The 24,771-nt window shown below is 66.7% G+C and carries 20 protein-coding genes and 2 pseudogenes; 13 read left to right on the top strand and 9 right to left on the bottom strand.

What is annotated here, in order from left to right; all coding sequences use genetic code 11:
* Positions 1 to 42 precede the first annotated feature (42 nt).
* The 7 genes and pseudogenes from C7C56_RS27265 (at position 43) to C7C56_RS27285 (ending at position 5,623) form a co-directional block, all read left to right on the top strand.
* Positions 43 to 1,227 (top strand): acyltransferase family protein, encoded by a 1,185-nt coding sequence (locus C7C56_RS27265; RefSeq protein ID WP_229459040.1) that lies wholly within the window; start codon positions 43 to 45, stop codon positions 1,225 to 1,227.
* A gap of 200 nt (positions 1,228 to 1,427) precedes the next feature.
* A pseudogene (locus C7C56_RS30610) lies at positions 1,428 to 1,787 on the top strand (family 10 glycosylhydrolase); the annotation flags it as partial.
* Positions 1,788 to 1,980: 193 nt separating this feature from the next.
* A pseudogene (locus tag C7C56_RS30615) lies at positions 1,981 to 2,418 on the top strand (family 10 glycosylhydrolase); the annotation flags it as partial.
* A gap of 154 nt (positions 2,419 to 2,572) precedes the next feature.
* The gene (locus C7C56_RS30620; protein WP_307719087.1) at positions 2,573 to 2,956 is read left to right on the top strand and encodes a hypothetical protein; all 384 of its coding nucleotides are present in this window, start codon (positions 2,573 to 2,575) and stop codon (positions 2,954 to 2,956) included.
* Between the two features lie 8 nt (positions 2,957 to 2,964).
* Entirely contained in the window at positions 2,965 to 3,882 is a 918-nt protein-coding gene (locus C7C56_RS27275) for an N-acetylglucosamine kinase (protein ID WP_229459041.1), read from the top strand.
* A 27-nt stretch (positions 3,883 to 3,909) separates the two neighbouring features.
* Positions 3,910 to 4,737 (top strand): N-acetylmuramoyl-L-alanine amidase, encoded by an 828-nt coding sequence (locus C7C56_RS27280; RefSeq protein ID WP_106760477.1) that lies wholly within the window; start codon positions 3,910 to 3,912, stop codon positions 4,735 to 4,737.
* 481 nt (positions 4,738 to 5,218) lie between these two features.
* Entirely contained in the window at positions 5,219 to 5,623 is a 405-nt protein-coding gene (locus tag C7C56_RS27285) for a GNAT family N-acetyltransferase (RefSeq protein WP_219933242.1), read from the top strand.
* A gap of 65 nt (positions 5,624 to 5,688) precedes the next feature.
* On the opposite strand, the gene dacB is transcribed toward C7C56_RS27285, so the two are convergent.
* Positions 5,689 to 7,143 carry a D-alanyl-D-alanine carboxypeptidase/D-alanyl-D-alanine endopeptidase gene (gene dacB / locus C7C56_RS27290; protein ID WP_106760479.1) on the bottom strand — a complete coding sequence of 485 codons (1,455 nt, stop codon included), beginning with the start codon at positions 7,141 to 7,143 and terminating at the stop codon, positions 5,689 to 5,691.
* A 7-nt stretch (positions 7,144 to 7,150) separates the two neighbouring features.
* Positions 7,151 to 8,389, bottom strand: a complete 1,239-nt coding sequence (locus tag C7C56_RS27295; protein WP_106760480.1) for a spore maturation protein — start codon at positions 8,387 to 8,389, stop codon at positions 7,151 to 7,153.
* A 421-nt stretch (positions 8,390 to 8,810) separates the two neighbouring features.
* Here C7C56_RS27295 and C7C56_RS27300 point away from each other — a divergent pair, with 421 nt between their 5' ends.
* Together C7C56_RS27300 and C7C56_RS27305 are read left to right on the top strand one after the other, a co-directional pair.
* Positions 8,811 to 11,675 carry a TonB-dependent receptor domain-containing protein gene (locus C7C56_RS27300; RefSeq protein ID WP_106760481.1) on the top strand — a complete coding sequence of 955 codons (2,865 nt, stop codon included), beginning with the start codon at positions 8,811 to 8,813 and terminating at the stop codon, positions 11,673 to 11,675.
* Positions 11,676 to 11,689: 14 nt separating this feature from the next.
* Positions 11,690 to 12,760: a S66 peptidase family protein gene (locus C7C56_RS27305; protein ID WP_106760482.1), complete on the top strand. Its 1,071-nt coding sequence runs from the start codon at positions 11,690 to 11,692 to the stop codon at positions 12,758 to 12,760.
* 210 nt (positions 12,761 to 12,970) lie between these two features.
* Here the strand turns inward: C7C56_RS27305 and C7C56_RS27310 are convergent, their stop codons facing one another.
* Positions 12,971 to 13,630, bottom strand: coding sequence for a hypothetical protein (locus C7C56_RS27310; protein WP_106760483.1), 660 nt, complete (start codon positions 13,628 to 13,630; stop codon positions 12,971 to 12,973).
* A gap of 960 nt (positions 13,631 to 14,590) precedes the next feature.
* On the opposite strand from C7C56_RS27310, the gene C7C56_RS27315 reads away from it, so the two are divergent.
* Together C7C56_RS27315 and C7C56_RS27320 are read left to right on the top strand one after the other, a co-directional pair.
* Positions 14,591 to 15,217 (top strand): GGDEF domain-containing protein, encoded by a 627-nt coding sequence (locus tag C7C56_RS27315; RefSeq protein WP_181373393.1) that lies wholly within the window; start codon positions 14,591 to 14,593, stop codon positions 15,215 to 15,217.
* A 230-nt stretch (positions 15,218 to 15,447) separates the two neighbouring features.
* Entirely contained in the window at positions 15,448 to 15,759 is a 312-nt protein-coding gene (locus C7C56_RS27320) for a hypothetical protein (RefSeq protein ID WP_106760485.1), read from the top strand.
* A 34-nt stretch (positions 15,760 to 15,793) separates the two neighbouring features.
* Here the strand turns inward: C7C56_RS27320 and C7C56_RS27325 are convergent, their stop codons facing one another.
* Together C7C56_RS27325 and C7C56_RS27330 are read right to left on the bottom strand one after the other, a co-directional pair.
* Positions 15,794 to 17,071, bottom strand: coding sequence for an MFS transporter (locus C7C56_RS27325; RefSeq protein WP_106760486.1), 1,278 nt, complete (start codon positions 17,069 to 17,071; stop codon positions 15,794 to 15,796).
* Complete coding sequence (locus C7C56_RS27330; protein WP_106760487.1) at positions 17,068 to 17,811, bottom strand: MBL fold metallo-hydrolase; 744 nt, start codon at positions 17,809 to 17,811, stop codon at positions 17,068 to 17,070. Before C7C56_RS27330 ends, C7C56_RS27325 begins: the two co-directional genes overlap by 4 nt.
* Before the next feature lie 165 nt (positions 17,812 to 17,976).
* On the opposite strand from C7C56_RS27330, the gene C7C56_RS27335 reads away from it, so the two are divergent.
* Both C7C56_RS27335 and C7C56_RS27340 read left to right on the top strand, forming a co-directional pair.
* Positions 17,977 to 18,618, top strand: coding sequence for an ArsR/SmtB family transcription factor (locus C7C56_RS27335; RefSeq protein WP_106760488.1), 642 nt, complete (start codon positions 17,977 to 17,979; stop codon positions 18,616 to 18,618).
* A gap of 345 nt (positions 18,619 to 18,963) precedes the next feature.
* Positions 18,964 to 19,308 carry a hypothetical protein gene (locus tag C7C56_RS27340; RefSeq protein WP_106760489.1) on the top strand — a complete coding sequence of 115 codons (345 nt, stop codon included), beginning with the start codon at positions 18,964 to 18,966 and terminating at the stop codon, positions 19,306 to 19,308.
* A gap of 388 nt (positions 19,309 to 19,696) precedes the next feature.
* Here C7C56_RS27340 and C7C56_RS27345 read toward each other — a convergent pair whose 3' ends face one another.
* From C7C56_RS27345 to aceK, 4 genes are read right to left on the bottom strand one after another with little or no spacing between them, the layout of a single operon-like run.
* Positions 19,697 to 20,824: an acyl-CoA dehydrogenase family protein gene (locus C7C56_RS27345; RefSeq protein ID WP_106760490.1), complete on the bottom strand. Its 1,128-nt coding sequence runs from the start codon at positions 20,822 to 20,824 to the stop codon at positions 19,697 to 19,699.
* 40 nt (positions 20,825 to 20,864) lie between these two features.
* Positions 20,865 to 21,533 (bottom strand): SDR family oxidoreductase, encoded by a 669-nt coding sequence (locus C7C56_RS27350; RefSeq protein ID WP_106760491.1) that lies wholly within the window; start codon positions 21,531 to 21,533, stop codon positions 20,865 to 20,867.
* A 13-nt stretch (positions 21,534 to 21,546) separates the two neighbouring features.
* On the bottom strand, positions 21,547 to 22,746 hold the full coding sequence (locus tag C7C56_RS27355; RefSeq protein WP_106760492.1) for an acetyl-CoA C-acyltransferase: 1,200 nt from the start codon (positions 22,744 to 22,746) through the stop codon (positions 21,547 to 21,549).
* The gene (gene aceK / locus C7C56_RS27360) at positions 22,739 to 24,565 is read right to left on the bottom strand and encodes a bifunctional isocitrate dehydrogenase kinase/phosphatase (RefSeq protein WP_106760493.1); all 1,827 of its coding nucleotides are present in this window, start codon (positions 24,563 to 24,565) and stop codon (positions 22,739 to 22,741) included. Before aceK ends, C7C56_RS27355 begins: the two co-directional genes overlap by 8 nt.
* Positions 24,566 to 24,771: the final 206 nt, after the last annotated feature.

The raw sequence follows: 24,771 nt of genomic DNA on the forward strand, positions 1-24,771 counted from the left end.
GCGGCGCTGGTCAAGATCGATCCCGAATTCGGGAAGAAATAGTTGGCCGGCGCAGACGCGGCCGCGGCGGTGCCCGCGCCACCCCCGATGGCCGCGCCGGCGCGCCTGCTGTCGCTCGACGCCTTCCGCGGCTTCACGATAGCGTCCATGGTGCTGGTCAACAATCCTGGCGACTGGGGCAATCTGCATGCGCAGCTGGCGCACGCGCGCTGGAACGGCTGGACCTTCACCGACACGATCTTCCCGTTCTTCTTGTTCATCGGGGGCGTGTCGATGGCCCTGTCGCTGGGCCGCCTGGCCGAGGCCGGCGCGAGCCGCCCCGCCCTGCTCGCCAAGCTGTGGCAGCGCGCGCTGGTCATCTTCCTGATCGGCTTGGCGCTCAACCTGATCCCGCATTTCAATTTCGACCAGGTGCGCATCCCGGGCGTGCTGCAGCGGATCGCCGTGTGCACCATGCTGGCCGCGCCGATCGTGCTGTACTTTAATTGGCGCGGGCAACTGGCGTGGATCGCCGGCCTGCTCGGCCTGTACAGCGCGCTGATGTTGTGGATGCCCGTGCCCGGCGGCGCGGCCGGAGTGCTCGAACCGGGGCGGGACCTGGGCGCCTGGCTCGACCGCATGGTGCTGGGCGGCCACCTGTGGCGGCAGTCGCAGACCTGGGACCCGGAGGGCTTGCTGAGCACGATCCCGGCGCTGTGCAGCCAATTGATGGGCGTGCTCGCGGGACGCTGGCTGCTGACCGGGCATTCCAAGGCCGAACAGACCGTGTGGATGCTGCTGGCCGGCCTGCTCCTGCTCGCGCTCGGCTCGACGCTCGACGCGATCCTGATGCCCATCAACAAGAGCCTGTGGACCAGCTCGTTCGCCCTGTTCATGGGTGGCTGGGCGCTGCTCGCGTTCGCCGCGTTCTATTGGCTGCTCGACGGCACCGCGCACGCGGACGTGCGCGCCGCCGCCACGCGCTGGGCCCGGCCCTTTGTGATCTACGGGGTCAACGCCTTGTTCATCTTCACCTTGTCGGGGCTGGTCGCCAAAACGCTCGGCGCGCTCAGCTCGATTGGGGCCGACGGCGCCAAGGTCACGCTCGGCCGGGCGTTGTACGCGCCGCTGCGCGCACTCGACATCGCGCCGGTCAACGCGTCTTTGCTTTATGCTCTGCTCTTCAACGCATTCATGTTCGGCATTGCCTACCTCATGTGGCGCAAGAAGTGGTTCGTGAAGGTCTGATTAACTCATCAAGGAATGGTTTGCCACCAGATCTAAATAAACGCGCATTCGCGCTTGCGGGTGTCGCCGGCGCGCTGTCGCTGGCCGGTTTGCTGAGCAGTTGCGGCACGGTCCAGCCGGCCGCCCCGGTGGCGGCCAAACCGGCCCCGCCGACGCCCAAGCCCAAGCCCAAGCCGCGCCCGCCGCCGGCGCCGGCGCCGGTGCCCGATGTGGCGCCGCCGCCGCCGCTGCCGCCGTCCGAGCTGCCGCCGCCCGCCCCGCGCGAATTCCGGGCCGCCTGGGTCTCGACCGTCGCCAACATCGACTGGCCCAGCCGCGCCGGACTGGGCGTGCCGCAGCAGCAGGCCGAGGCGATCGCCATCCTCGACAAGGCCAGGGCGCTGAACCTGAACGCGATCGTGCTGCAGGTGCGCCCGAGCGCCGACGCGATCTATTCGTCGACCATCGAGCCGTGGTCCGAGTACCTCACGGGCACCCAGGGCAGGGGCCCGCAGCCGTGGTACGACCCGCTCAAGTTCTGGATCACGCAGGCGCACGCGCGCGGGCTCGAACTGCACGCGTGGTTCAATCCCTACCGCGCGCGCCACGCCACGGCCAAGTCGCCCAACTCGGCGAGCCACGTGTCGCGCACGCTGCCGTCGGCGGTCAAGGAGTACGGCCGCTACCAGTGGATGGACCCGGGCGACGAGCGCGGCCTCGCGCCAGACGCTCGACGTGATCCTCGACGTGGTGCGCCGCTACGACATCGACGGCGTGCACATCGACGACTACTTCTATCCCTATCCGATCGAGGCGCCCGGCGCCGCCGGCGAGGCCGCCGCGCTCGACGGCGGGGGCGCGCAGAAGGCGACGCTCGCGTTCCCGGACCAGCCCTCGTGGCAGCGCTACGTCGACGGCGGCGGCAAGCTCGAACGGGCCGGCTGGCGGCGCCAGAACGTCAACGGGCTGATCGAAAAGCTCTACACCGGCATCCGCCACGAGAAAAGCTGGGTCAAGTTCGGCATCAGCCCGTTCGGCCTGGGCCGCCCCGACCGCAGGCCGGCCGGGATCGTCGGCTTCAGCCAGTACGACCTGCTGTACGCGGACGCCGAACTGTGGCTCGAGAACGGCTGGCTCGACTACCTGTCGCCGCAGCTCTACTGGCCGATCGGGCAGGCGCCGCAAGCCTACGGCGTGCTGCTCGACTACTGGATCGGGCAGAACCGGCACGGCCGGCATGTGTGGCCGGGGCTGTTCACGAGCCGGATCGGGGCGTCCAGCAAGGGCTTCGCGGCGGCCGAGATCACCGCGCCAGGTCGGGCTCACGCGCACGCGTGCGAGCGCGGGCGGCCACGTCCACTTCAGCATGGCGGCCCTGATGGGCAACCGCCAGGGCATCGGCGACCAGCTCAGGGCGGGCCATTACGCCGAGCCGGCGCTGGTGCCGGCCACGCCCTGGCTCGGCGTCGACGTGCCCGACACGCCCGACGCCAGCGGCAGCCGGGCCCAGGGCGGCGTGCTGGTGAGGCTAACCGGCGGCAAGACGTGCGCCTACTTCGCGCTCTGGTCGCGCCACGGCGCCGAATGGCGCTTCGCCGTCGTGCCGGCGGCGCGGGCCGAATGGCTGGTGCCGGACGACCCGGCGTTTGGACCGGCGCGCGCCGTCTTCGCCAGTGCCATCGACCGCCTCGGCAACGAGAGCGCGCTGGTGATGGCGCCGCTGTCCCTGGCGGTTGCCGCGGCGAGATAGGAAGCACCTTGCCAAATCCGGACATCGGCGAAGCGCGCGCGCTGGGCCTCGGCATCGACGCCGGGGGCACCCGGACGCGCTGGGCGCTGGCCGCGCGCGAAGGCGCGGTGCTGGCCGAGGGCGAGGTCGCTGGCCTGTCGGCTTTGCAGATGTGCAGCGCCGAAGGGCGGCGGGGCGCGGCCGAGACCTTTGCCGCGCTGGCCGCCGCGGTGCTGGCGCACGGGCGGCCGGCCCGCGTGCGCGCCGGGCTGACCGGCTTCGGCGGCGACGGCGAAGCGCTGGCGCCGATGCTGGCCGCGCTGTTCGACATCGGCGCGCCGGCGGTGGCGCTGTGCGACGACATCGAGATCGCCTATCTCGCCCATTTCGAACCGGGCCAGGGCTACCTCGTGTACGCGGGCACCGGATCGATCGGCGCCTGGATCGACCCCGACGGGCGCTTGCACCGCGCGGGCGGGCGCGGCGTCACGCTCGACGACGGCGGCGGCGGTTTCTGGATCGCGCGCGAGGCGATGCGCCACATCTGGCGCGGCGAGGACGAATGCCCGGGCCGCTGGCGCGACTCGCCCATGGCGCACGCCGTGTTCGCGCAGGTGGGCGGCAGCGACTGGCGGTTTTCGCGCCAGTTCGTCTACGGCCAGCAGCGCGGCGCGGTCGGGCGCCTGGCGCTGGCGGTGGCCGCGACGGCCGACAGCGACCCGGCCGCGGCGGCGATTTTGCACGGCGCCGGGGTCGAACTGGCGCGCCTCGCGCGCGCGCTCGAAGCGCGCTACGGCGCGCGCCCGGTGGTGCTGAGCGGACGCGCCGCCGAACTGCATCCGCGCGTCTTCGCCGCCATGCGCGCCGCGCTGCCGGCGGCGACCGCGTTAACCCGATCTAGCAGCGTGGCCCATGTCGCGGCCGCGCGCCTGGCGGCGAAAGCCTGACACCCATCAACCAACCAACCACTCGCCATGAAAACACTGATTGCCGCACTGATGGTCGCCCTCCTCGCCGGATGCGCGACGCCGCGCATCGACACCAGCCACACGGCCAAGGGCCAGAGCAGCCGGGTCAAATTCGTCGTGCTGCACTACACGGTCGCCGACTTGCCGCGCTCGCTCAAAATACTGACCGAGCAGGTGGTCAGCAGTCACTACCTGATCAGCGACGAGGCCAAGCCGGTGATCTACCGGCTGGTCGACGAGAGCCGCCAATCGAACCACGCGGGGGTGTCGAACTGGAAGACCTACACCCAGCTCAACGCCACTTCGGTGGGGATCGAGATCGTCAACCCGGGCTTCACCGACACGCCGCAGGGGCGGGTCTGGTACCCGTTCCCGCAGGCCCAGATCGACCAGCTGAAGTTGTTGCTCAAGCAAATCATGGAGCGCCACAACATCCCGCCCGAGAACGTGCTGGGGCACGCCGACGTGGCGCCGCAGCGCAAGCAGGATCCGGGGCCGCTGTTCCCGTGGCACCAACTGGCGCAGGCCGGCATGGTGGTCTGGCCGGATGGCGAGCGGCTCGCCGCGGCGCGCGCGCTGCATGCGCTGGCGGCACCTGAGGTGGGGTGGTTCCAGCGGCAGCTGGCCGTGTTCGGCTACGCGGTGCCGCAGACGGGGGTGCTCGACGCGGCCACGCGCGCGGTCATCACCGCCTTCCAGATGCGCTACCGGCCGGCCGTGATCGACGGCACGCCCGACGCCGAAACGGCGGCGCTGCTCGACGCGCTGACGGTGCCGGCGGCGGTGCCAGTGTCGGGCGCGCCGGTGGTGGCGCCGGTCGCAGCCAAGCCCTGAGAGGCTGAGAGTCTTTCGATCATGCCCGCTCAGCCCGCCAGAAAGCGCCAGTTCGTCGTTGCAAATGCTCGCCATAGCCCGCTATGGCTGTGCTTTGCGCCTCGATCTGCCGCTTTCTGGCGGCCTGCTCGGGCGCGCCCGAAAAACTCTCAGCCTCTGAGTCGGGCGCGGCGACCGCGCCGGCGCAAACCAGCTACCGCAGGTACTCCAAGTTTCGCAACCGGGGTCAGACCCCGGTTGCGAAAGTGTTGCTTATGCTCCAGCCCTGCCACTCTGTAGGCGCACGTATTTTCGAATAATTCCGGCTATCGGGGTCTGACCCCAGTTACGAAAGATTCCATAAGTGGGGTCAGACCCCGGTTACAGAATATTGCTGATTTTTTGGTTTTGCGCGCGGCGTTACCCGCTTGCGAAACTATTGATATTATGCAATCAAGGTGCCGGGGGGCAGATGACTGCGTTTTGCGGAAAGGAGCTCGGCATGCAGATCAGAATGGACGACCAGTTGGAGGAATCCGAGGTGGTCGCGCTTTACCGGGCCAATCATTGGTCCTCGGCCGACAAGCCGCGGCAATTGTTGGCGGCGCTGCGCAACTCGCACGCGCTCGTGACCGCCCGCGACGGCGCCGGCCGCTTGGTGGGCCTGGGCAATGCGATCTCCGACGGCCACCTCGTGGTGTACTTCCCCCACTTCCTGGTCGACCCCGCCTGCCAGCGCCAAGGCGTCGGGCGCCGCATGATGCAGGCGCTGTGCGCGCGCTACGCCGGCTTTCACCAGCAGATGCTCACCGCCGACGGCGATGCGATCGCGTTCTATGAATCGATGGGGTTCGAACGCGCCGGCCAGACGCAGCCGATGTGGATCTACGCCGGCAGCGAACACTAGGCACCATCAAGGCTAAACAAATTTGTATTGCGCGGCCCCGTGCCCTGCATTTTTGAATGGTGGCCTCATTTCCTGCGCGCGACCCAGTCGACCAGCGCGTCGAGCACCGCGCCGCCGCGGCCCCGGCCCGCGTTCGGACTGTTGACCATCGCCACCACCACGTGTTGCTGGCCCGCCATGTCGGGCACGTAGCCCGCCACCGCCACCACGTTGTTGACCGAGCCGCTTTTGAGGCGCGCGCGCCAGGCCGCCGGGCTGTCCGGCAGGCGCCGCCGCATGGTGCCGTCCATCGCGACGATTGGCAGGCTCGCCATGTACTCGGGCGCCCAGATGCTGCGCAACCCCGCTTGCAGCACGCCGCCCAGTTGCCGCGCGCTGATGCGCTCGAGGCGCGACAGCCCCGATCCGTTCTCGAGCACCAGCCCGGCGTCGTCGATGCCGTGCCCGCGCAGCCACGCGCGCACCGCCTGGTCGGCGCGGACCAGCGTGGTCTGGGTGTTGGCGCCGGGCACCGGTGGTGTCGGGCGGCTGCCGTCCACCCGGTCCGCCTCGAGGCTTCCCAGGCTCAGGTACAGCAGGCGCGCCAGCGTGTTGTCGGAGATTTTGTTGATGTCGCGCACCAGCTCGGGCAGCGCGCGCGCGCTGTGCTCGGCCAGCAGGCGCGCCTCGGGCGGGCCCGCGCCGTCGACCGTCGGGCCGTCGATGGTGCCGCCCAGCCGGCCCCAGGCCAGGCGCAGCAGGCGGTCGAGGTAGTCGTGGCGGTCGACGATGTTGATGTTGTTCGAACTGGCGCAGTGTTTCGGAAACGTGCCGCGCAGGACCACCTTGAGCTTGCCGCCGGCCTCGCGCAGCACCTCGGGCAGCTTCCAGCCGTCCTCCCATTTCGCGCAGGCGCCTTCGATCAGGGTGAACCGCGATTCGACGCTCACGCCCTCGAGCGCCGGCACCATCGTCACGCGCACCTGGTCGGCGCCCGAACGCATGTCGAGCTGCAGCATGTTCTTGTTGACCATGAGGGCGTCGGGGATGACGTTGTAGTAGGCCTCGGGATACTCGTCGAACGGCGGCGCCCCGAGGTCGAGTCGTGGCGGGTTGAACAGCTGGCGGTCGAACACCAGCCTGCCCTTGATGCGCGCGATGCCCTGGTTGCGCAGGCTTTGCAGCATGCCGGCCAGCGCTTCGCCGCTGAAGTCGGGGTCGGCGCCGCCGCGCACCACGAGGTCGCCCATCAGGGTGTCGCCGACGACCGGCGCCGCGCTGCGCAGCTCGGTGCGGCCGCGGAACACCGGGCCGAGCTGCTCGAGCCCGACCAGGGTGGTCAGCACCTTGATGGTCGAGGCCGGATGCATGGGCCGCTCCGCCCCGTGCGCGAGCACCACCCCGTCGCCGCGCAGCACCAGCAGCCCGAGCTCGTCGGGCGCGATGCCCGACTTGGCCATCAGCGCCGCGACCGGCTCGGGCAGTTGGGCGCGCGCCCCCGGGTGGCAGGCGAACAGGGCGGCGATGAGTAGCAGGCGCATGCGGTTCCTAGGCGAAAAAGAGATAGGCGACGAACACCGCGGCCGTGCAGCCGGCGATGTCGGTCGCCAGGCCGGCCGAGATCGCGTAGCGCGTCTTGCGGATGCCGACCGAGCCGAAATACAGGGCCACGATGTAGAAGGTGGTGTCGGCCGAGCCCTGCATGATGCTCGACAGGCGGCCCGGGAACGAGTCGACGCCGTAGGTTTTCATGGTGTCGATCATCATCGCCTTCGAGCCGCTGCCCGAGAGCGGCTTCATCAGCGCGGTCGGCAGCGACGGCGTCCAGCTGGTGTCGAGCCCGAGCCTGACCAGCGTCCAGTCGACGGCGCTGACGATCATGCCCAGCACGCCCGAGTTGCGGATCACGCTGATGGCGACCAGCATGCCGACCAGATAGGGCATGATCGTGATCGAGGTCTGGATGCCGCCCTTGGCGCCCTCGATGAAGGTTTCGAACACGTTGACCTTCTTGCGCAGCGCCCCGATGATGAAGGTGGCGATGACGGCGCACAGGACCATGTTGCTGGCCACGCGCGAGACGATCTCGATCTCGGGCTTGGTCAGGAAGTTGACCAGGTACCAGACCATGCCGGCGATGGCCGCCGACAGGCCGCCGAGCCAGGCGACGATGACGCGGTCGAACAGGTTGATGCGCTGGCGCGCGGCGACGATCACGATCCCGGTCAGGGTCGAGATGAAGGTGGCGATCAGGCACGGGATGAAGATGTCGGACGGGTCCTGGGCGCCCATCACGGCGCGCTGCGCCATGATCGACAGCGGGATGATGGTCAGGCCCGAGGTGTGCAGTACCAGGAACATGATCTGGGCGTCGCTCGCCTCGTCCTTGTTCGGGTTGAGCGTCTGCAGGCTCTCCATCGCCTTGAGGCCGAGCGGGGTCGCCGCGTTGTCGAGCCCGAGCATGTTGGCCGAGAAGTTCATCACCATGTGGCCGTTGGCCGGGTGTTCCTTGGGCACGCCCGGGAACACGCGCGAGAAGAACGGGGCGATGATCCTGGCGATGAAGCCGACCGCGCCGGCCTTTTCGCCCACGTTCATCAGCCCCAGCCACAAGGTCATGATGCCGGCCAGCGGCAGCGCGATGTCCATCACCGCCATCCTGGCCGAGTCGAAGGTGCCGTCGATGATGCGCTTGAAGACTTCGGTGTCGCCGAGGAAGATGTATTGCGCCAGCGCCGCCAGGAAACCGACCAGGAAGAACCCGGACCAGATGTAATTGAGTGCCATGTCTGTTCTACGCCATCATTCGTTGAGTTCGATTATGCGGCTAGAGTATAGGCGTAGCGCGCACGAAAGAGATGAAAGAATGCAGCGGTGCCATGCAAAAAAGTTGTGGTTCCGGCGCGCGCGCGCCGGGGCCGGCCCCGCGTTCGCGCGCCAGGCGGGATGGCGCGCGGCCCGCAGGCGGCCCGCCGTCGCTTTTGCGCGACAAAAGGCGCCGGCGCCGGCGGCCCGCCGCCGACCCGCGCTTTGGCGGCCCAATGGCGGTGGATCATCCATGCCTAAAAGTTATAATGCGGAACCTTATTTTCATTGGCTGGCCGCTGGATGCTGCGGTTACGCTGATTCGGCGAACCACCCATATGCCATGCCAACGCGCCATTGCCGCCCGTGCGGCCGGCGCGAATAAAAATCCCAGGAGAGTCCCGTGAAGTTAAAGAAACTAGCCCAATCGATTGCCCTGATCTGCGTGGCGGCCCAGGTGTCGGCCCCGGTGTCGGCCCAGGTGTCGGCCCAGAGCGCGCCCGGCGGGCAGGGTCCGGAAACGATGCAGCGCGTCGAAATCACGGGCAGCAGCATCAAGCGCATCGCCAAGGAGGGCGCGCTGCCGGTCGAGGTGTTCACCCGCAAGCAGCTCGAGGCGCAGGGCATCGTGAACGCCGAGCAACTGATCGCCACGCTCAACATCAACGGCAACGGCTCCGACAACCTGGCCAGCAATTCGGACGTGACCTCGGGCGCGCAACGCGGCAACAACGGCGCCAGCTCGGCCAACCTGCGCGGCCAGGGCGCCGACAACACGCTGGTGCTGCTCAACGGCCGGCGCGTGGCGACCCACGGCATGAAGGGCTCGGCAGTCGACCTCAACTCGATCCCGTTCGCCGCCATCGAGCGGGTCGAGGTGCTCAAGGACGGCGCCTCGGCGATCTACGGCACCGACGCCATCGGCGGCGTGATCAACTTCATCCTGCGCAAGAACTACAAGGGTTTCGAAACGCAGGCCTTCACCGACCTGACCGAGGCCGGCGGCGCGCGCATCGACCGCGTCTCGGCCGTGGGTGGCTTCGGCGACCTCGCCGAGCAGGGCTTCAACGTGCTGGTGGCGGCCTCGCGCAGCCAGAACCAGGCGTTGCGCGGCAACGAGCGCGACTTCGTCAACACCTTCCAGCCCGAGCGCGGCCTGTCGGTCGAGACCCGCGGCACCCCGTTCGCCAACGTGTTCGCGACCTCGCTGGCCGACACCATCCTGAGCCGCAAGAGCAACACCGGCCCGACGCTGCCGGGCGGCACCCAGCCCTACACCGCCATCAGCGTGCTCGACCTTCCGGGCGGCGCCGGCTGCGGCTCGATCGACGGCCAGGCCCCCTACGACGATGGCCTGTGGGACACGGCGTCCGCCAAATTCGCGTGCGCCTGGGACACCGGCCGCGCCGCCGTGCTGCAGCAGCCCGTCACGAGCACCAATTTCATCGCGCGCGGCACGCTGCGCCGGGGCAAGCACGACTTCTTCGCCGAGATGGTCGGCTCCCGGACCGAGGTGAAGAAAAGCTTCTCGCCGAACCAGACCTCGCCGGGCGGCAACTTCCCCGCCACCTCGTTCTACCCGAGCACGGGCGCGGCCTACAACGGCGTGTTCAACGCCATCGTCGCGGCCTTCCCGTCGATCGAGGCCAACCGCGGCCTGCCGATCGCCTACCGCTGGCGCTGCATGGATTGCGGCAACCGCGAGATCGCGACATCGACCGAGGCCAGCCGCCTCCAGATCGGCGCCGACGGGCCGCTGGGCAGGTTCGACTACCGCGTCGGGTTCTCGCGGGCCCAGAGCGAATCGCAGTCCACGCTCGGCGGCGGTTACAACTACACGGCCGCGCTGGCCGCCGCCCTGGGCACGGGCCTGATCAACCCCTTCCTCAAGGCCGGTGAGAAGCAGACCCAGGCCGCCGTCGACCTTATCAATACGACCTCGGCCAGGGGCGTCGTGCTGTATGGCGGCAAGAGCGTGCTGACCCAGTTCGACGCCGCGCTGTCGGGCGAGATCTTCCAGCTGCCAGCCGGCGCCGTTATGGCCGCGCTCGGCACCGATCTGCGCAAGGAGACCTACTCCTTCAACGGCGATGCGCGCGCCGCCGCCAGCCGCCCCGCGATCTTGAACGCGCCGTTCGACGAGCCGAACGCGCTGGCCGCGGTCAGCCGCGACATCCGCGCGATCTACGCCGAGGTCATCGTTCCGGTGACCAAGAAGTTCGAGCTGACCGTGGCCGGCCGGCAGGACCATTACTCGGGCTTCGGCAACACCTTCAACCCGAAGGTGTCGTTCCGCTACACCCCGACCCAGCAGCTGCTGTTGCGCGGCTCCTACAACACGGGCTTCCGCGCGCCGGCGTTCAACCAGTTGTTCAATGGCGTGACCGAATCGATCCACGCGGGCGCCGACCTGGCCGATCCGGGCAAATGCGCGGGTGGAAAGGTCGACAGCACCAAGCCCGGCTGCGAGGCGGTGCGCCCGGACATCCTCACCGGCGGCAAGGTCGACCTGGGACCGGAGACCGCCAAGCAGGGCTCGATCGGCATCGTGTTCGAGCCTTCGGCGCGCTTTTCGGCCAGCCTCGACCTGTGGGCGGTGCGCAAATTCGACACCATCAGGTCGATCGACCTGGGGACGATGGTGGCCAACTACCCGCTGTTCGTCAACCAGTTCGGGCGCGACGCCAGCGGCAAGTTGATCACGATCGACCAGCGCTGGGTCAACGCGGGCGCGAGCGTGACGCGCGGCATCGAGGCGGGCGCGCGCACCAACGGCGCCCTGTGGGCCGGCAAGTGGACCGCCGGGATCGACGGCTCCTACCTGCTCGAGAAGAAATCGCGCCCGCTGGCCAACGCCGCCTTCGGCGAGAGCGAGGTGGGCCGGTTCACCTTCACGGGCGACCTCGGCCTGCAGTGGAAGCACAGCGCCTACCTGACCTACCGCCAGGGCGCGTGGAGCGGCATGCTGCAGCAGATCTATCGCGACGGCTACAAGGACCAGGTGCTGCCGGGCGTGGCCAGCGGCCGCGTCAAGCCTGGCAACTACAACCCGAACGTCGATGCGTATTCGCTCTGGCACGCCAGCGTCAGCTACACGGGCGTCAAGAACCTGACGCTCACGGCCGGCGTCAAGAACCTGCTCGACACCGACCCGCCGTTCGCGATCACCTACGACAGCAACTCGGGCGCCGGCAGCTCGTGGGAGCCGCGGGTGGCCGATCCGCGTGGACGCTCGTTGACGCTGATGGCAAACTACAAGTTCTTCTAACCGGGAACGGGGCCATGCCAATCGGCGAAAAGCTCAGCCGGCGCGCTTTCGCCGGCCTCGCGGCGGCCGCCGTCGCGCTGCCTGCCGCCGCGCTGGCGGCGCCGGCGCGCGGCGCGCGTCCGGGCCGGCGGGCGCTGATCAAGCCGCCGCGCCTGCGCCACGGCGATCTCGTCGGCCTGGTCGCGCCGGGCGGCCACACCAGCGACGCCGGCATCGAAAAAGCGGTGCGCAACATCGAGGCGCTCGGCTTCCGGGTGCGCCCCGGCGCTAATCTGCGCGCCATGAACGGCAACTATGCCGGTTCGGTGCAACAGCGCGTGGACGACCTGCACGCGATGTTCGCCGACCCCGGGGTGCGCGCCATCTGGTGCATCAGGGGCGGCTCGGGCTGCATCTCGCTGCTCGGCGCGCTCGACTACAAGCTGATCCGCGCCAATCCGACGATTCTGCTTGGCTACTCCGACATCACGGCCCTGCACCTGGCGATCCAACGCCATGCGGGGATCGTCACCTTCCACGGACCGCACGCCGGCTCGACCCGCTCGGTGTATTCAAGCATGCACATGCTGGCGGTGCTGGGCGACCCGCGCGCCGGCCACACGATCGCGATGTCGCCCGAAAACAGCCTGCGCGCCCTGACGGAGCCGCATTACGCGCTGCGCACGGTGCGCGAGGGCATGGCGAACGGGCCTTTGATGGGTGGCAACGTGAGCATGGTCAGCGCGCTGGCGGGCACCCCGTACGCGATCGACTACCGGGGCGCGCTGTTGTTTTTGGAGGAGGTCAACGAGCCGCCCTACAAGATGGACCGGCACCTGACCCAGTTGGATATGGCGCAGGGCTTCTCGAAGGCGGCGGCGGTGATCTTCGGCATTTGCGAGAATTGCGGCCCGGCCGACGCCGAGCCCTCGCTCACGCTCGACCAGACGCTCGACATCCACCTGGCGCCGCTGGCGATTCCGGCCGTGGCGGGCTACTCGTTCGGCCACATCCGCAACCAGTTCACGCTCCCGCTGGGCGTGCGCGCCAGCCTCGACACGCGGCGCCAGACGCTGACGCTGCTCGAGGGCGCGGTCAGCGCCTGACCACACCCCGTCCCTTGGTGGCAAGCCACGCCCGGGGTCAGACCCGGGGTCTGACCCCAGTTAAGGAAGATTTCGCGACGGCAGTCCTGGCGTTTGGTCCGCCCCCAGGTGTCGTCGCACTACGGACTGTGGCGGCCCCGCAATATTTCGTAACCGGGGTCTGACCCCAGTAAAGGAAGATTTCGCGACGGCAGCCCTGGCGTTGGCCTCTCAGTGCGTGACGATGCGCGACAGCACCGAGAACGCCGGGCCGGTTTGTGATTGCTCGAGCAGGATCGTGAGCTCGGAATACGTGCACATCATGTTGATCACGCTGATCTTTTCCCATGCCAGTTTCTTGAGCACGCCGTGGTACACGCCCGGCGTGCCGCGCGTGTCGGGGTTCAGGCGCAAGGTCAGCGCCGTCAGGTTCTCGACCCGCGCCAGCAGCCGCTCGTCGCCGAAGGCCTCCTCGACCAGGTGCGTCAGCGGGCGGCTGCAGACGACCAGCATTTCATGGACCCCGCGCGTGACGCTGACGAACATGCCCGGGTACGGCTCGGCCAGCGCCAGCAGCCGGCGCTGGCATTCCTGGCTGTCCTCCGACAGGCGGTAGGTCGAAATCGTCAGCTCGTTGCGCGTGGTCAGTTCGCCCACGCGCGGGGCGAGCGCGATCGGCAGCGATTTGCCATTGGCCGGCATGCGGTCGGACAGCCGCCGCAGCGCCATGACAACGGCGGCCTGGCCCACCGGCTTCCACAGGTCGGTCTCGAGCTGGGGCCGCAATTGGCGCGCCAGCTCCGACAGGTTGATCAGGCCGAGCGAGATCCCTTCGGTCAGGAACGGCGATTCCGATACTAATTGTTCTACTTTGGTCGCAATGGATAGCATAAACGTGCTCCCGCCCCGGATGCCGCTGGCGGCATGGGGCGAACCTCCTCAACTGGGCTAAGCGCACGCCGTCCGCGACTGCCGGTGGAATGCGGAAATCCTCGAAGCGCCCGGTAGGACGTCCCGTCGAAACTGTTGAATGTGCAGTGGCCGCGCCCGGCGCGGGCGCGCGGGTGCTTTAGGCGCCCCGGGCCGGACCCGGGGCGGGCGGACCGCTCTGGTGGGGTGAGTTCACGACGAAGGCGAGGCAGGAGAATGTTGTCATTTTTTTTCCGTTTAACTGAAGGGCGCTGTCTCCGGGGATCTCCCGCGCGCTTTGAATCTCGCCGTTGAATATCAATTTATTATCGATTTCAGCGATCTGGTCTGAGTGTAGTCCCGGCGCGAAAGTTGTGCAATCGAATTAGTCGATCAACTCTATCCAATTGTTTCATTTGCGTGGAAATCCGTTGTTTTCGCAAAAGCATATCGGTTCGCCACGCCGTCAGCAATCAAGGGAATCAAGAAAATTCAGGGCATGAAATAGTGTCCTGGCCATCATGTTATTCTTATTAGAAGTGTTCAAAAAATAACAGTTTCGGCCGCGGCGACCAAATTGCTTAATTTTTTGACATGTCCCGATCAAGGGGAATAGTGTCGCCTTTCCCGATCGTTCCGAGGGCCTTCAAGGAATCGTCCCCGGACATCATGGGCGAGGCGGTCGATGCGCGAGGATTCGTCGCTGCAAACCTCCTTCGTTGTTGACAAGGTGGGCATGCTCACCAAGTAAGCCACGTCACTCTCAGGGGCGCGCTGGAATGGACTTCCCCTTTTTGGCCCCGGCCCCGGTCGGGGCTTTTTTTTTGCGCCGCCCGGGCCGCAACCGGGCGCCGCTATGGCGCGGCGCAAACAATGGATGTATATTTGAAACATATTGCGGGCAAACACGCCAGTCAATCCTGCCATGAAATGGATGCATCAATGAACAAAGAGCACGTCGATTGCCCCAACTGCGCCGCCCTGGGCGCCCAGCTCGCCGAGAGGGACCGCCTGGTCGCGCAGCTGACGGCCCAGATGGACGAGATGAACCAGCGCGACCTGCTCACCGGCGTGCTCAATCGGCGCACCCTGAGCGCGCTGCTGCAGGACGAACTGCACCGCTCGTACCGCACCGGCCAGCCGTTCTGCTTCGCCATCATCATCATCGACAACCTCGACGAGGTGCGCGCGCGGCACGGCAGCGCCGACGCGCTGGTGCTCAAGATGATGGCCGACGCCTCGACCAAGCTGCTGCGCATCCTCGACCGTTTCGGGCGCATGAGCGAGGGAGAGTTCGGCATCATCCTGCCGGCCACCTGGCTCGAGCAGGGCGGGGTCGCGATCAAGCGGCTCAAGAAAACCCTGGCCGAATGCGCCTGGGACAGCGTCGCGCCCGGCAGCGAGGTCACGTTTTCGGTCGGGCTGACCACCAACGCGCCCGGCGACACGTCCGACATCATGATCAGCCGCGCCGAGGACGCGCTGGCGCAGGCCAGCGCCGCCGGCCCCGACAGCGTGGTGCAGCTCGAGGAACCGCTGCCGTCGATCAACCTGGAAGACGACGACTGAGAGGCTGAGAGTCTTTCGATCATGCCCGCTCAGCCCGCCAGAAAGCGCCAGTTCGTCGTTGCAAATGCTCGCCATAGCCCGCTATGGCTGTGCTTTGCGCCTCGATCTGCCGCTTTCTGGCGGCCTGCTCGGGCGCGCCCGAAAAACTCTCAGCCTCTGAGGGCAAGGCATCGCGCCCACGCGTTCAGTGGGAGGCAGGGAGCGCCGGGACTCCCATTGGAGACTGACTCATGCGACTCGTCACCCTAGGCTGTTGCGGCCTTGCGCTGCTGTTTTCCACAAGCCTGGCCGCCGCCCCCAAACTGCCGGCGGCGGGCGGTTTTGGATTCGACTGGACCGGCAGCAAGCGCCCGCGCTGCGCCGTGATCCCGCGGGAGATGGTGGGCCGGTTCCAGCGCTGCGAATACACCGCCAGCGGCGGCTTCGGCCTGGCCGACCCGGTGCACGCGTGCCGGCTCGACAAGGTCAGCGAATACATGGTGTTCGCCACCAAGGCCGCGTGCGCCAGGAATCTCAAGATCATGCAGGCCAACGGGCCTTGAGCGGGGGCGCCTCAGGAAGCGCCCTTGTGGCGGCTCATGGCAGACCCGGTTCGCGCATTCGGAAAGCGACAATCACACCCGACAGGAACGTGATCGCGGCGACCAGCCATACCGCGCTGACCACGCCGTACAGGTCGGCCACCACGCCCGCCAGCAAGGCGCCGATGGCGTAGCCAAGATCGCGCCAGAAGCGGTAAACGCCGACGGTCGAAGCACGCCAGAGCGGGTTGACCACGTCCCCGATGGCCGCAAGCAGCGTCGGATAGACCATGGCGGTCCCAATCCCCAGCAGCACCGCGCCCGCCGCATACCAGGCGAACGAGGACCGGAACGCGATGATGGCGATGCCGGCGGCCTGCACCCACATCCCCGCCACGATCAATCCCTTGCGGCCGATGCGGTCCGACAGCGCGCCGGTGGCGAGTTGGCATACCCCCCATACGGCCGGGTAGATCGCGGCGAGCGTGCCGATCTGGGCCAGGGTCATGCCCGCGCCGGCGAACACAAAGGGGAACAAGCCCCATGCCATGCCGTCGTTGAGGTTGTTTACCAGCCCGGCCTGGCTGATCGACGACAGGTTGGGGTCGCGCACGCTGGTGTGCCAGAAGATCGCGCCTTGCGATGGCACGACCGGCGCGCCGCGTGCCGGGGCCAGCGCGGCTTCGAGGTGCGCGTGGCCGCGCGTCTCGCGCACGACCAGCACCGACAGCAGCAAGCCGGCCAGTGCGAACGCCACCCCGAGGTAGAACGGCTGCGGCCGCAAGCCATAATTGGCGGCGATCGCGCCTGTCGCCAGCGCCGCCGCGCCGACCGCGAAATAGCCGGCGAATTCGTTGATGCCCATCGCCGTGCCCCGATTTTTCGGACCGGCGAGATCGATCTTCATGATCACCGTGGTCGACCAGGTCAGCCCCTGGCTCACGCCAAGAAAAACGTTGGCCAGCAAGATCCAGTTCCAGGACGGCGCCCACATCAGCATGAAGGGGACGGGTGTGGCTATCAGCCAGCCGACCACCAGCACCACCTTGCGTCCGTAGTCGTCGGCGAAGCGGCCCGCAAAATAGTTGGTGACGGCCTTGGCAAGGCCGAAGACGACAATGAACGCGAGGATCGCCGTGTGGGCGACGAGCTCGAACTCGTGTTCGGCGATGGCGGGCAGGATGCTGCGCTCCATCCCGACCATGGCGCCGACAAATCCATTGACCACGACCAGCAAGCTGAATTGGCGCCAGTTGGCGCGCAGTCCAAGCCTTGGGCCGGGGGCGGCGGCCGGGGATGGCGCCACCGATGGCGGCGCCGGTTCCATGCTCATGCAAACGCCGCCTGGCCCAGATTGGCCGCGACCAGCCGCTCCATCGCCGCCGGACGCGGTGGGACCGTCGCGGTGAGGGCCGTTATGAATGCGTCCTTCTCAAGAGAAAGCAAAGCGTTCCAGCGCTTCTCGAAGCCGATCGTCGACGACGGCTTTCCAGAGATGTCCGCGCCGCATGCGCTGCCCGCCTGGTGCCCCGGAAAGATTTCCAGCTCATCGGGCAAGTTCAGCAGCCGATCATGCAGGCTACGCCAGAGCTTGGCCGCCATTTCTTGTTCGCGTCCCGCGAGGTCCGGACGGCCGACCGAACCGACGAACAAGGTGTCGCCGGTCAGGATGAACCATGGCGCGTCCGCGCGGCGCCGGTCCGAAAGCAGCAGGCAGATGCTGTCTTCCGTGTGGCCCGGCGTATGCAGCACCCGCACGCGGGTGTTGCCGGCGTCGATTGTCTGCTGGTCGCGCACCGGTGTGAACGGGAAGCCTGTCTTGCCGATATTGCTTTCGTGCAGAGTGTAGGCCGCGCCGGCAAGTCCGGCCAGCGTCCGGCCACCGGACAGGTGGTCGGCATGGATGTGTGAATCGAACACATGGGTGATTTCGACATTGAGCCGGCGGGCCTGGTCGATGTACCAGGCTTCGTCCCCGGCCAGCACGTCGAGCGCGATCCCCACGCCTTGTCCGCCGCAGCCGAAGAAGTACGAGATCGACGCGTCGTCATTTGTTTTCTGCTTGAAAAACATTGAGCCTCCTGGAATACAAAAACCTGGTCCGCCACGTTCTCGGCCTTTTGTCGTCAATCCAACAATCCAACGATTATTGGAATATAATGGATCTTTACCGTTTCCGCAAGGCCGAATTGCCCCGGGTCCTTGACCTGTCTCAATGAAACGCTGACACTCTCGCCTATGACGACCAACCGAACAATCAAAGACGCCCTGTACGAGCAAGTGGCGCGCATCGCCAAGGCGGCGGCCAGCCCGAAGCGGCTGGAGCTGATCGAATTGCTGGGGCAGTCCCCCAAGACGGTCGAGGCCCTCGCGAAGGAGGCGGGCATCAGTGCCAAGCTGGCCAGCGCCCACTTGAAGGAACTGAAGTCCGCACGGCTCGTCGAAGCCGAGCGGCAGGGGAAATACACGATTTACCGCCTGGCCAGTTCCGAGGTGGGACAGCTTTGGGTGACATTGCGCGTATTGGCCGAGGACCGGCTGTTCGAACTGCAGGATGCCCTGGGCCAGCTCTCGGCCGCCACCCATGAGTGGGTCGGCAACAGCCACGAAGAACTGTTGGGCAAGGCCAAATCCGGCGCGGTGGTGGTGATCGACGTGCGCCCCGGCGATGAGTATGAGGCCGGCCACTTGCCATTCGCGCGCTCGATGCCGCTGGCCGAATTGAGAAACCGGTTGGCCGAATTGCCAAAGGACAGGCCGGTCATCGCGTATTGCCGCGGCCCGTTCTGCCTCATGTCGGCCGACGCCGTCAGGCTGCTGCGCGGACAGGGGATCGATGCGCTTCAGATGCGCGAGGGCGTTGTCGAGTGGAATAGCTAAGGTCCGGCGGCGCGTGACGCCGACCGCTTAACCCGGTTTTCCGTTCTTATGGAAAGCATATTGCTATGGAAAGAGCTGACTTTGATGCACGGTCCCCAGCCCGGCCCGGCTTGCCATCGAGTGCAAATTCGCTCCACATAACGCGCAGCAACCGTAGCCGGAGTGCGGGCGCTTTCCGAAGGTGGCGATCCTATCCCCGTCGAGTACAATCGACGGGGATAGGTCGGCAGGCAGACACCATCCGGCATCGCCAACGGCAGCACCCGGCCAAAAGCTGACCCTCATCGCCTGGAACGCAAAGAACCTTAATGCCCACACATTGCGCCAGACCAAAAAGGAAACGATATGGCCATCGACGCCATTGTAGAAAGGCTTGAGGGCGTTGACATTGGTGTGTCAGCGGCTGACGCCGAGAACGTAGAGCTGCTGTATCGATTTGGGGATTTACTGCTCCGCTACAGAGATTGGATGGAGCAGGAGTGTGAAAAGAAGTTCTTAGACGTGCTTGCATTTCGCTGGGAAGAGTTTACGAACCAAGCACCCCGCGACGATTCCTCGTTTGAGGTTGTCAATTCGACGTGGCTCACCGTCCAGGCTAAAGCGCAAGAAGTTGAGCCTAGCGACTACATCCATTATCGGATTTGCTTCAATGGCAATGGCGTTCTCGACGTAATCATGCTGAGACTTTAGCGCAAAGGCCGCGTTCGGCTTCATGAGCCTAGTCATCCGTGTGAGGCGTCATGCCTAGGATGACGCCTACGACCGCGACAGTAAGGCCAACAACGAAGGGCAGCTACGGGGCGTAAGCGGTCATCCCCAAGTTGCGTTGACGCTGCCGCCGCTGCCGCCGGGGCGGCGCCAGTGACAAATTATGGAAAGCAAAATTAGCTTGTGGCCCCGCTACGTACGGCGTTCAAGCAGGCAGCTTTCCATAACCATCCGCTTTCCATAACGGTTATGGAAAGCTTCGCATAACCGTTCGACCGTGCCGCCGCCGAAATGCCCGGGCGGGGCGCGCGTCGGTTCGGGTTTGTTGAAACGCGGTCCGCGCGGTGCGATCAAACGCGCCGTTGCCCGGTCAAAGCCCGCGCGCGATGATGATCTTCTGGATGTCGCTGGTGCCCTCGTAGATCTGGCACACGCGCACGTCGCGGTAGATGCGCTCGACCGGGAAGTCGCTCACGTAGCCGTAGCCGCCGTGCACCTGGATCGCGTCCGAGCAGACCCGCTCGGCCATCTCGGAGGCGAACAGCTTGGCCATCGCCGCCTCCTTCAGGCACGGCAGGCCGGCGTCCTTCATGGCCGCCGCGTGGTGGATCAGCTGGCGCGCCGCCTCGATCCGGGTCGCCATGTCGGCCAGCCGGAATTGCACCGACTGGTGCTCGAAGATCGCCTTGCCGAAGGTCTCGCGGTCGCGCGCGTAGGCGAGCGCCGCCTCGTACGCCGCGCGCGCCATGCCGACCGCCTGCGAGGCGATGCCGATGCGCCCGCCCTCGAGCCCCGACAGCGCGATCTTGTAGCCCTGGCCCTCCTCGCCGATCAAATTTTCAAACGGGATGCGGCAGTTGTCGAACAGGATCTGGGCCGTGTCGGACGACTTCTGGCCCATTTTCTCCTCGAGCCCGGCCACGATGTAGCCCGGGGTCGTGGTCGGCACCCAGAACGCGCTGATGCCCTTCTTGCCGGCCGCCTTGTCGGTCACCGCCAGCACGATAGCGACGTCGGCGTATTTGCCGCTCGTGATGAACTGCTTGGTGCCGTTGAGTACGTACTCGGCGCCCTCGCGCACGGCGGTGGTGCGCAGCGCCGAGGCGTCGCTGCCGGTGTGCGGCTCGGTCAGCGCGAAGGCGCCGAGCATTTCGCCCTGCGCCAGCGGGCGCAGCCACTGGCGCTTCTGTGCCTCGCTCGCGTACATCATGGCGATGCTGCAGACCGGGCAGTTGTTGACCGAGATGATGGTCGAGGTGCCGCCGTCGCCGGCCGCGATCTCCTCGAGCACCAGCGCGAGCGAGACGTAGTCGAGGCCGGCGCCGCCGAGCTCCTCGGGCACCGCCACGCCGAAGGCGCCGAGCGCGGCCAGCTCCTTGAGCTCGGCGGCCGGGAAGTGGTGCTCGCGGTCCCAGCGCGCCGCGCTCGGCCTGAGGCGCTCCTGGGAAAAACTGCGCAGGGCGTCGCGGATCATCTGGTGTTCGTCGGTCAGTATCATAGGTCTTGATCGTCTTGATTGTTACTGCGTTGTGGGTGGCTCACCAGGGAATCGGTGTGCCGTCGTAATTGAGGAAACCGCCGTTGGCCGAAGGGCCGAGCGCGGCCAGCGTGGCGCGCAGGCCGGTCACGCTGTGCTCGACCGGCAGGTCGGCGTGGGCGCCGCCCATGTCGGTGCGCACCCAGCCCGGATGGAAGGCGACGCAGGTCGCGCCCTGCGGCCCGAAACGCAGGCTGGCGTCGACCAGCACCGAGTTGAGCGCCGCCTTGCTCGCGCGGTACAGCGTGGCGACCGGGCTGTGGCGCGCGCCGAGCGAGCCCATTTGCGACGACAGCACGGCCAGCTTGCCGCGCGCGGCGCACACGGCCGGCGCCACCAGCGGCAAAATGCGCATCGCCGCGAGCACATTGGTGTGCATCACGGCGTCGAATTCGGCCTCGGTCGGACACTCGCCCTCGCGCGGGCCGTACAGGCCCGCGTTGAGGATGGCGACGTCGAGCCGCCCGCCGTCGAGCCTCCAGCCCAGCGCGGCGATCTGGCCGGCGTCGTTGACGTCGAGCTGCAGCGGCTCGGCCCCGAGCGCGGCCAGCGCCGCGCAGTCGGCCGGCTTGCGCGCGGTGGCGAGCACGCGCCAGCCGTCGGCCAGGTACTGGCGCACCAGTTCATGGCCGATGCCGCGCGAGGCGCCGATGATGAGTGCGCTAGGCATGGTCGCGCACCGCTCACGCCATTTCGATCGCCATCGCGGTCGCTTCGCCGCCGCCGATGCACAGCGAGGCCACGCCGCGCTTGCCGCCGGTCTTTTTGAGCGCGCCGAGCAGGGTGACGATGATGCGCGCGCCGGAGGCGCCGATCGGGTGGCCCAGCGCGCAGGCGCCGCCGTGGATGTTGACCTTGCTGTGCGGGATGTCGAGGTCGTGCATGGCGGCCATCGGCACCACGGCGAACGCCTCGTTGATCTCGAACAGGTCGACGTCCTTCGCGCTCCAGCCGGTCTTGGCGAACAGTTTTTTCATCGCGTCGACGGGGGCGGTGGTGAACAGGTTCGGCTCCTGGGCGAAGGTGGCGTGGCCGACTATTTTGGCGATCACGGTCAGGCCCAGTTCCCTGGCCTTCGATTCGCGCATCAGCACCAGCGCGGCGGCGCCGTCGTTGATCGACGACGACGAGGCGGCGGTGATGGTGCCGTCCTTTTTGAAGGCGGCGCGCAGGCTTGGAATTTTGTCGAGCTTGGCCTTGAGCGGGCCCTCGTCCTGGTCGATGACGGTGTCGCCGCCGCGCCCGCTGACGGTCACGGGCGCGATCTCCCACTTGAAGTGGCCCTCTTTGGTGGCCTCCTGCGCGCGCTTGACCGAGGTGATCGCGAACGCGTCCTGGGCCTCGCGCGTGAACGCGTAGGTGGCAGCGCACTCCTCGCCGAAGGTGCCCATCGAGCGGCCCTCGCCGGTTTTCTCGTTGCGCGAGTAGGCGTCCTCGAGGCCGTCGTACATCATGTGGTCGAACATCATGCCGTGGCCGATGCGGTAGCCGCCGCGCGCCTTCGGCACCAGGTAGGGCGCGTTGGTCATCGACTCCATGCCGCCGGCGACGACGATGTCGGCGCTGCCGGCCATGATCGAATCGTGCGCGAAGATGGTCGCCTGCATCGCGGCGCCGCACATTTTTGACAGCGTGACCGCGCCGGTCGACATCGGCAAGCCGCCCTTAATCGCCGCCTGGCGCGCCGGTGCCTGGCCCTGGCCGGCCATCAGGCAGTTGCCGAAGTAGACGTGCTCGACCAGCTTGGGGTCGACGCCGGCGCGTTCGACCGCGGCGGCGATCGCCACCGCGCCGAGGTCGCTGGCGCTCTTGGATGAGAAATCGCTCTGGAAAGCGCCCATTGGGGTGCGGGCTGCGCCGACGATAACGACTGGATCATTCATTGTTCAGGTTCTCCAAATAAGGCGACGCGGGGGTCGCGGGGGTGTCCGGATTGGTTTGATTGCAAAAACGGATTTGCTGCGGATACGGGAACACATCTTCGATAAAGCCCTCGATGATGCGCTCCTTGCGCGACTGCCAGAAGACTTTGGTCAATAGATCCGCGTGATGCTGCATGAAATATTTGCGGATCTTCGCGTTGCCGAGCAGGAAGGCGCCGAATTGTTCCGGGAACACGTCGTGCCTGCCGACCGAGTACCACGGTTCGGCCGACATCTCGTCCTCCTCGTTGCGCGCCTGCGGGATGTCGCGGAAATTGCAGTCGGTGATGTATTCGATCTCGTCGTAGTCGTAGAACACGACGCGGCCGTGGCGGGTGACGCCGAAGTTCTTGTAGAGCATGTCGCCCGGGAAGATGTTGGCCGCCACCAGCTCCTTGATCGCGTTGCCGTATTCGACGATGCCGTGCTCGATCAGGGCGTCGTTGCCCTTCTGCTCGGCGTTGCCGAGGAACATGTTGAGCGGCACCATGCGGCGCTCGATGTACAGGTGGCGGATGATCAGGCGGTCGCCCTCCTGCTCGACCAGCGACGGCGCGAAATGGTTGAGCTCGGCGATGAGCTCCTCCGAGAAGCGCTCGCGCGGGAACGCCACGTTCGAGTACTCGAGCGTGTCGGCCATGCGGCCGACGCGGTCGTGGTGCTTGACGAGCAGGTATTTCTCCTTGATCTGGGCGCGCGTGGTCTCCTTGGGCGCCGGGAAGAAATCCTTGATGACCTTGAACACATACGGGAACGAGGGCAGGGCGAACACCAGCATGACGAGGCCGCGGATGCCGGGCGCGATCTGGAACTGGTCCGAGGTGTGCTTGAGGTGCTGCAGGTAGTCGCGGTAGAACAGCGTCTTGCCCTGCTTTTGCAGGCCTAGGATGGTGTAGATCTCGCTGCGCGGCTTGCGCGGCAGCAGGGTGCGCAAAAACTGCACGAAGGCCGAGGGGACCTCCATGTCGACCAAAAAGTAGGCGCGCGTGAACGAGAACAGGATCGTGATCTGCTCGTGGTCGAACAGCACCGTGTCGAGCACCAGCTCGTTGTTGCGGTTGTGCAGGATCGGCACGATGAACGGGTATTCCTTGTTGCCGTTGATGCCCTTGCCGACGATGTAGGCGCCCTTGTTGCGGAAGAACAGGCTCGAGAGCACCTGGATCTGGTGGTTCGGCTCGATCGACTCGCCGCCGAAGATCTGGATCAGGCGCTGCTCGACGAGCGCGACGTCGCGGTCGAGGTCGGCGAATTTGCAGTCGAGCTGGAAATTGGTCACGATCCGTTTGATTGTGAAGCGCAGGCCGTCGGTGGCCGGGTAGTAGACGCGGTAGGTCGGCAGCAGTTCCTCGGTTTCGATGTACTCGGTCGAGACCACCGGGCGCACGAAGATGAAGTCGTTGTGGAAGTACGTGCGGTGCAAGATGTTGCAGCAGACCGAATTGAAGAACGTTTCGGCGAGCTCGGGCTGCTTGTGGCCCGACAGCATGCCGATGTAATGGAGTTTGAGCTCGCGCCAGACCTCGTCGGTGAGTTCGCCGTTGTCGTATTCGTCCTCGAGGACCTGGACGCATTCCTGCACGCGCTGGTCGTAGAAGCCGATGCGCTCGCGCGCGGCCTTTTGCGCGACGGCCCAGTCGCCCTTTTCGAAATGGCGCTTGGCGACCTGGCTGGTCTGGCGGAACAGCCGGTAGTGCTTGTCGAAGCCGTCGAGGATCGTGCGTGCGATATCGAACGCGATCTGGGACGACAACAGCTTGGGGAAGGCGACTTGGGTCATCGGGGCTGCTTAATCGGGACGGCTAATCGAACGGCTATTCTATAAGAAACCAGTTGTGGAGCACCGGCGCGGTGTCCAACACCGCCGACGTCATCGCACCAATACATTGCACCACTGCCACGGCCGCCGCCACCACCGCCACCGCCGTCACCACCGCCACCACCACTGCCACCGCCGTCACCACCGCCGCCGCCGTCACCGCCGCC

Source organism: Massilia glaciei, assembly GCF_003011895.2.
GTDB classification, from domain to species: Bacteria; Pseudomonadota; Gammaproteobacteria; order Burkholderiales; family Burkholderiaceae_D; genus Telluria_A; species Telluria_A glaciei.

Bases quoted from the DNA above. Each gene is read 5' to 3' on its own strand.
- C7C56_RS27295 (WP_106760480.1), bottom strand. From the start codon at position 8,389: ATGGCACTCAATTACATCTGGTCCGGGTTCTTCCTGGTCGGTTTCCTG.
- C7C56_RS27350 (WP_106760491.1), bottom strand. From the start codon at position 21,533: ATGCCTAGCGCACTCATCATCGGCGCCTCGCGCGGCATCGGCCATGAA.
- C7C56_RS30620 (WP_307719087.1), top strand. From the start codon at position 2,573: ATGGCGGCCCTGATGGGCAACCGCCAGGGCATCGGCGACCAGCTCAGG.
- C7C56_RS27315 (WP_181373393.1), top strand. From the start codon at position 14,591: ATGAACAAAGAGCACGTCGATTGCCCCAACTGCGCCGCCCTGGGCGCC.
- C7C56_RS27330 (WP_106760487.1), bottom strand. From the start codon at position 17,811: ATGTTTTTCAAGCAGAAAACAAATGACGACGCGTCGATCTCGTACTTC.
- C7C56_RS27280 (WP_106760477.1), top strand. From the start codon at position 3,910: ATGAAAACACTGATTGCCGCACTGATGGTCGCCCTCCTCGCCGGATGC.
- C7C56_RS27285 (WP_219933242.1), top strand. From the start codon at position 5,219: ATGCAGATCAGAATGGACGACCAGTTGGAGGAATCCGAGGTGGTCGCG.
- C7C56_RS27345 (WP_106760490.1), bottom strand. From the start codon at position 20,824: ATGATACTGACCGACGAACACCAGATGATCCGCGACGCCCTGCGCAGT.
- dacB (WP_106760479.1), bottom strand. From the start codon at position 7,143: ATGCGCCTGCTACTCATCGCCGCCCTGTTCGCCTGCCACCCGGGGGCG.
- C7C56_RS27310 (WP_106760483.1), bottom strand. From the start codon at position 13,630: ATGCTATCCATTGCGACCAAAGTAGAACAATTAGTATCGGAATCGCCG.
- aceK (WP_106760493.1), bottom strand. From the start codon at position 24,565: ATGACCCAAGTCGCCTTCCCCAAGCTGTTGTCGTCCCAGATCGCGTTC.
- C7C56_RS27305 (WP_106760482.1), top strand. From the start codon at position 11,690: ATGCCAATCGGCGAAAAGCTCAGCCGGCGCGCTTTCGCCGGCCTCGCG.
- C7C56_RS27320 (WP_106760485.1), top strand. From the start codon at position 15,448: ATGCGACTCGTCACCCTAGGCTGTTGCGGCCTTGCGCTGCTGTTTTCC.
- C7C56_RS27335 (WP_106760488.1), top strand. From the start codon at position 17,977: ATGACGACCAACCGAACAATCAAAGACGCCCTGTACGAGCAAGTGGCG.
- C7C56_RS27340 (WP_106760489.1), top strand. From the start codon at position 18,964: ATGGCCATCGACGCCATTGTAGAAAGGCTTGAGGGCGTTGACATTGGT.
- C7C56_RS27325 (WP_106760486.1), bottom strand. From the start codon at position 17,071: ATGAGCATGGAACCGGCGCCGCCATCGGTGGCGCCATCCCCGGCCGCC.
- C7C56_RS27355 (WP_106760492.1), bottom strand. From the start codon at position 22,746: ATGAATGATCCAGTCGTTATCGTCGGCGCAGCCCGCACCCCAATGGGC.